Annotated in this window: 4 protein-coding genes and 1 riboswitch; all 4 genes read left to right on the top strand. The window is 55.7% G+C overall.

The window, feature by feature from the left end; translation table 11 throughout:
• Positions 1–459 (top strand): ATP-binding cassette domain-containing protein (locus QZ377_RS11395; protein ID WP_291441264.1); only part of this gene is annotated, 459 nt, incomplete at its 5' end.
• Between the two features lie 54 nt (positions 460–513).
• On the top strand, positions 514–1,236 hold the full coding sequence (locus tag QZ377_RS11390) for an ABC transporter ATP-binding protein (protein ID WP_291441263.1): 723 nt from the start codon (positions 514–516) through the stop codon (positions 1,234–1,236).
• 196 nt (positions 1,237–1,432) lie between these two features.
• Positions 1,433–4,069, top strand: coding sequence for a pitrilysin family protein (locus tag QZ377_RS11385; RefSeq protein ID WP_291441262.1), 2,637 nt, complete (start codon positions 1,433–1,435; stop codon positions 4,067–4,069).
• A 606-nt stretch (positions 4,070–4,675) separates the two neighbouring features.
• A riboswitch (cobalamin riboswitch) is annotated at positions 4,676–4,858 on the top strand.
• A gap of 193 nt (positions 4,859–5,051) precedes the next feature.
• A partial coding sequence (gene nrdD / locus QZ377_RS11380; RefSeq protein WP_291441261.1) for an anaerobic ribonucleoside-triphosphate reductase occupies positions 5,052–5,891 on the top strand: 840 nt, incomplete at its 3' end.

The following is a 5,891-nucleotide window of genomic DNA, read 5'->3' as shown; positions in this document are numbered from 1 at the left end:
TGCCCCTGGTGGATGGCGCCGCTCGGTTTGCCATCCTTTTACCGTGAAGAAGCCGAAATCAAGGAAAAAAGCCGTAAGCTGGCGGAACGGGTAAATCTTGGCGAGCATCTCGATGACATGGCCAGCAGCCTGCCTTACGGCGCACAACGCCGGCTTGAGATTGCCCGCGCTTTGGCTACCGAACCACGTCTGCTTTTGCTGGACGAGCCCGCTGCGGGGATGAACCCCCAGGAAAGCATTGAGCTTATGCATTTCATTGGTCATATCCGCGATGAATTCGATCTGACCATTCTGCTCATCGAGCATGACATGAAAGTTGTCATGGGTGTATGCCAGTACATTTGGGTTATGGAGTACGGCGCGCTCATCGCCGAAGGCGGACCGGAGAGCATCCGCAATAACCCCGTAGTGATCCGCGCCTACCTTGGCGAGGACATGGGCGCTGGCGGCATGTTTTGATGCGTGGTCACAGTATGGCCGTAATGGCTGAAGATATACTGGATATGGTGCAGCATGCTTGAAATTCGTGACCTTCATGTGCGCTACGGCGGCATTCAGGCCGTGCAGGGAGTGAGCCTTATCATCCCGCGCGGCAGCATTGTGACCCTCATCGGAGCCAACGGCGCAGGCAAGAGTAGCATTATCCGCTCCATTGCCGGGCTGAACAAAAATGTTACTGGCGAAATACTGCTGACCAGGCACGAGGGCGAGGCTCCCGCTTCTCTCATGGGCCTCAAACCTGAAGACATGGTGCGGCGGGGCATTTCGCTCTCTCCCGAGGGGCGGCGCATTCTGCCCCACCTGACAGTTGCCGAAAACCTGATGCTTGGTGCGTATTCACGCAGTGACCGCCAGGAAATTGCCGATGATATCGAGTGGGTATACACGCTTTTTCCCCGCCTCAAGGAAAGGAGCTGGCAGAAGGGCGGTACGCTTTCCGGCGGCGAGCAGCAGATGCTGGCCGTGGGCAGGGCGCTCATGAGCCGTCCTGATCTGCTTATGCTGGACGAGCCTTCTCTGGGCCTGGCTCCCTTGCTGGTGCGCGAGATCTTTGAAATCGTCAAGCGCATCAATGCCGATGGAAAAACCGTACTGCTGGTGGAGCAGAATGCTTTTGCGGCTCTTTCTGTGGCGCACTACGCCTATATTCTGGAAGTGGGCCGCGTGGTGCTGGAAGGCCCCGGCAGACAATTGCTGGAAAACCCCAAGGTCAAAGAAGCTTACCTGGGGGGCTAGCCCGATAGTGGGAGTGACGGGGCATCCCCCTTGCTTCCCGGCGTTTTGAGAACTACTATAAAAAGCGGGACTGAAAAGTCCCGCTTTTTTGTATCCCTGCAAGGCCCATCGCCGTGCGCGTTTCACAGGTGCGGCAGCGGCCCACATCATAACAGCGGGCAGACGGGAACGTCAGACCTGCAACGCAGGAGGTTTCATGCGGCGTTTTTTTTCATTTGCGGTTCTGGCATTACTGCTTGCTCTGGCCTGCCCGGCAATTGCGGCCAGTGATAAACCAGCTCAGGGGGATGACAGCGGGGTGCTTACGCGTCTGCCCAACGGGCTTACCGTCTATATCGTGAAAGATGTGCGTTTTCCTCTGGTAGCTACGCGCCTGTATGTCCGTACAGGCTCTGCCAATGAAAAGGCTGACCAGGCGGGTATCAGCCATCTGCTTGAGCATATGGTGTTCAAGGGTACGGAGCACAGGCCAAAGGGCCAGGTAGCCAAAGATGTGGAAGCTCTGGGCGGCTACCTCAACGCTGCCACCAGCTTTGACAAGACCTGGTACATGACCGACATGCCCGCCGCGCATTGGCGCACCGGCATGGATGTGGTCAAGGAAATGGCTTTCCAGCCTTCACTGGATCCAAAAGAGCTGGAATCTGAAAAGGAAGTGGTCATTTCCGAGCTTGAAGGCGATCAGGACTCGCCCATGAGCAGGTTGTTTGAAAGTCTGCAAACCTCTGCTTTGCAAAATACGATTTACGGGCGGCCCATCATCGGTTTTAAAGACACCATCCGGGCCGTCACGGCAGACGACCTGCGCGCGTATGTGCGGCATTGGTATCAGCCGCAAAACATGCTGCTGCTGGTAGCCGGCGATATTGATCCGCAGGCGGTGCTGGCGTACAGCCAGAAACTTTTTGGCGGCCTGACCAATAACGGCGACCTTGCCGAACCGCAGCCCGTAGATCTGGCCGATGCTTCGGGCGGGCCACGGGTAGAGGTTATTTACGGTCCCTGGAACAAGGTTTACATGGGCATGGCTTTTCCCGTACCCGGCCTGCGTGACCTGCGCTCTGTAGATCTGGATGTGCTTTGCTATCTTCTGGGTGGCGACGGCACTTCCGAGTTGTACCGCAAGTTCAAATATGAAAAGCAGATGGTGGACAGTATCGGCATGGGCAACATGAGCCTGTCCCGTGCCGGCCTTGTTTATCTGAGCGCCCAGCTTGATGTGGACAAGGTGGAACCTTTCTGGCGTGAGCTGACCAGGGATATGGCAACGCTCAAGGCCGGGCAGTTCAAGCCCGAAGCCATCGATCGGGCCAGGTTCAACCTTGAGGATACTATGGACAGGGCAGGCGAGACCCTTAATGGCCTTGCCTCATGGCTCGGCACTGTACAGTTTGAACTGGGGGGCAAGCAGGCCGAAATGAACCTGCGCTTTGCCCAGCGCAATGTGGATGTGCCGCAACTGGCCCAGGCTCTTGAGCAGTGGCTCAACCCCCGGCAGGCGCGTGTGCGCGTGCTGGCCCCGGAAGGGACGAAACTTCCTGACCTGGAGGCCATCCTGCAACAGAACTGGCCCGGGCCTGAAAGTGACCATGTGCGAACGGCGCGGGCCGCAAAGGCGGGCGAGCGCGAAGTGGTGCAACTGGGAACAGGCCGCACCCTTATTTTACAGCCTGACGCTACGGTTCCCTACGTGGCCGTTGACATGATGCTGCCGGGCGGCAACGCGCTGCTCAAGCCCGACCAGCAGGGGCTTGCGGGGCTTACGGCCCGTGCGCTTACCTCGGGCATCGGCAAACTGGACGCCCAGGGCGTGGAGCGCTTTTTTTCCGACCGCGCGGCGACCATAGATGCCAGTGCCGGGTTGCAGAGCTTTACTGTTTCCATTACCGGCCCGGCGCGGTTCAATGCAGATTATTTTTCCATGCTGGGCGAAGCGTTGCGCAGCCCGAGGTTTGAGGAAAAGGAAATACGCCGTGAAGCGGACAATATGAAAGCCGCCATACGGCAACGGGCCGACAGGCCTTCGTCCTATCTGTTTTCCAAGCTTAACGGCTTCCTTTTCCCCGGCGGACAACCCTATGGCTATGACGGCCTGGGTAATGCAAGCAACCTGGATCGCTTCGGGGGCAAGGATGTACGCGCCTTCTGGCAGGAACAGATGGGACAGCCCTGGGTTCTTTCCATAGCCGGAGACTTCGACCGTGAGGCCGTGCTGGCCTTCGCCCGGTCCCTGCCTGCGCCTCGCGCCGATATCCCCACACCGGGCGCTCCGGTATGGGGGCATGATAAAAAACTCGATCTGCACCTCCCCGGCCGCAATCAGGCGCATGTGCTCCAGGTTTTCAGGGCTGTACCGCCCACCCATGAGGATGCTCCGGCCTTGATGCTGCTTCAGGCCGTGCTTTCCGGCCAGAGCGGCCTGCTGTTCAGTCAGTTGAGAGATGTGGAAGGCCTGGGCTATACGGTAACGGCCTTTTACCGCAGCATGCCCGAGGCAGGCATGATGGCCTTTTACATCGGCACGACCCCGGACAAGGTGGAGCAGGCCCGTAAAGGTTTTGGCAAGATCATTGCCGACATCAAGGCAAAGCCCCTGTCGGCTGCGCAACTGGAGGCCGGGGCAAACCGCTTGCTTGGTGCATACTTTCGCGAACGGCAAAGCCTGGGAGCACGAGCTGCGGATGCCGCCGGCGATGCCCTGTTGCGCCGTCCCTACGACTTTGACCGCCAGCTTATTGAAAAGGCCGCGACCCTGACGCCTGCCCAGGTGCAGGCCGTGGCCAGGAAATATCTGGAGCAGGAAAGCGCTTACGAACTGGTACTGTTGCCCTGACAATGCCTGTAGCCCCGTGAATACACGTGGCTACAGCTTGCTTTGAACCCCCATCCGGCCCCCAGGTGACGCCTCTTGCGCGACCCTGGAGCCTGATGGGGGTTTTGTATGGCAAAAAGAAAAAGGGCAGGCCTGCTGCAAAAAATGACTGTGATCAAAAACCGGCACGTACCGTCAATCTTGGCGTTTCTTGCTGCCCGTGGAAGGAGTAAAAGTACCGGCGACAGCTTGTCAGGAATATTTATCGAAAAAAAATGACCTGGAAAAAACGGCCATTAGCGCGGGTTTTTAGCCGCCAACTTCAGAAATCCGCTTGTATCAAGGACTTGATCAGCCTTGAAATCATCTCCGCAGTGCGCTAGATTGCAATTCCGCACTGAGGGAAGTCACCAGCCAACATATCAAGGCTGCGGAACTTTCAATAGCGGTTCCGGCAGTGTTAAGCAGGGCAGAGCCCCCGTTCTCGCCCTGTGCTCTTTTGCGGTCTTTTTTCAGCCCTGCTTAACGAGCGTAATTAAAAATTTTTCTTAATATAAACTAACCTGTTCCCATGCACCTAGGAAGTCTTTTTTACCAACCCCAATTGACATGAAGCGGTTCTTTTGAGATTTTCTAGACATTGAAAGTGCCCCACCGGGCTTAATCGGGAATCCCGTGAAAAGCGGGAGCGGACCCGCCGCCGTAAGCCGGGCAACAAACTGTCTTTCACCATGCGCCACTGGGTTCAACCCGGGAAGGCCGAAAGATGGCCGGCAAGCCGGAAGACCTGCTTTCAACTTACCTTGAAAGGGTGATGTATATCCCCTGTAAACCTAATGAGAACAACCGGCACGGGGCTTTTGCCGGTAGTTCCCCTGCTGAGGGCGGTCTGCCCTTGGTTACAGGCATGTTCCTGTTATTTTGTTTGCCCCTCCATTAGGTATCGGTATTTGCGTCCATATTCCGGACGGCCCTGTTCACTATGTTCCGGGAGCTTTCTTTCATGCCCGCCAGCATCATCAAACGCGATGGCACGGCAGTGCTTTTTGATTCACTCAAGATCCTCAACGCCATCACCAAGGCCAATCAGGCCGTGGGTGGCGAGGATATGTCCCCCACTGACCTTTTATTCGTCACCGAAAAAGTTTGTAAAAAACTGAATGAACGTGATCTGAAGCACGTTGAAGAAATTCAGGACGTGGTTGAAGAATCGTTGATTCAGTACGATTACGCCAAAACCGCCAAGGCCTATATCCTGTATCGTGCCGAGCATACGAAAATTCGCAATGCGGAATCGTATCTCATGGATATTTATAAGAAATTGACGTATTCTGCCGCCATCCATGAGGATATCAAGCGCGAAAACGCCAATATTGACGGCGATACGGCCATGGGTACCATGCTCAAATATGGCTCCGAAGGATCAAAGTTCTTCATAGATAACTATATCTTGCCCAAAGACGCTTCGGCAGCTCATATTCACGGCGATATTCATATTCATGACAAAGATTTCTATATGCTCACGGAAACGTGCTGCCAGATAGACCTTATCCCTTTGTTTAAAAATGGTTTTTCCACTGGGCACGGGTATTTGCGTGAGCCTAATTCCATTGAAAGCTATTCGGCCCTGGCCTGCATAGCCATTCAGGCCAACCAGAATGAAAGGCACGGCGGCCAGAGCGTACCTCATTTCGACTTTGCCATGGCCGAAGGGGTCGTGAAGACTGACCGCAAGGAATATGAGCGCGCCTTTTCTTCTTTTGTGCGCATTGTCTTGCATGTGGACGCTGGAGAAGCGGCTGCCTTTACTGAAAAACTTCTTGCTGATGCTGCGCTGTATCCC

It is taken from the genome of Desulfovibrio sp. (genome assembly GCF_019424165.1).
GTDB lineage: Bacteria > Desulfobacterota > Desulfovibrionia > Desulfovibrionales > Desulfovibrionaceae > Desulfovibrio.
This window is presented reverse-complemented; position numbering and strand designations above follow the sequence as displayed.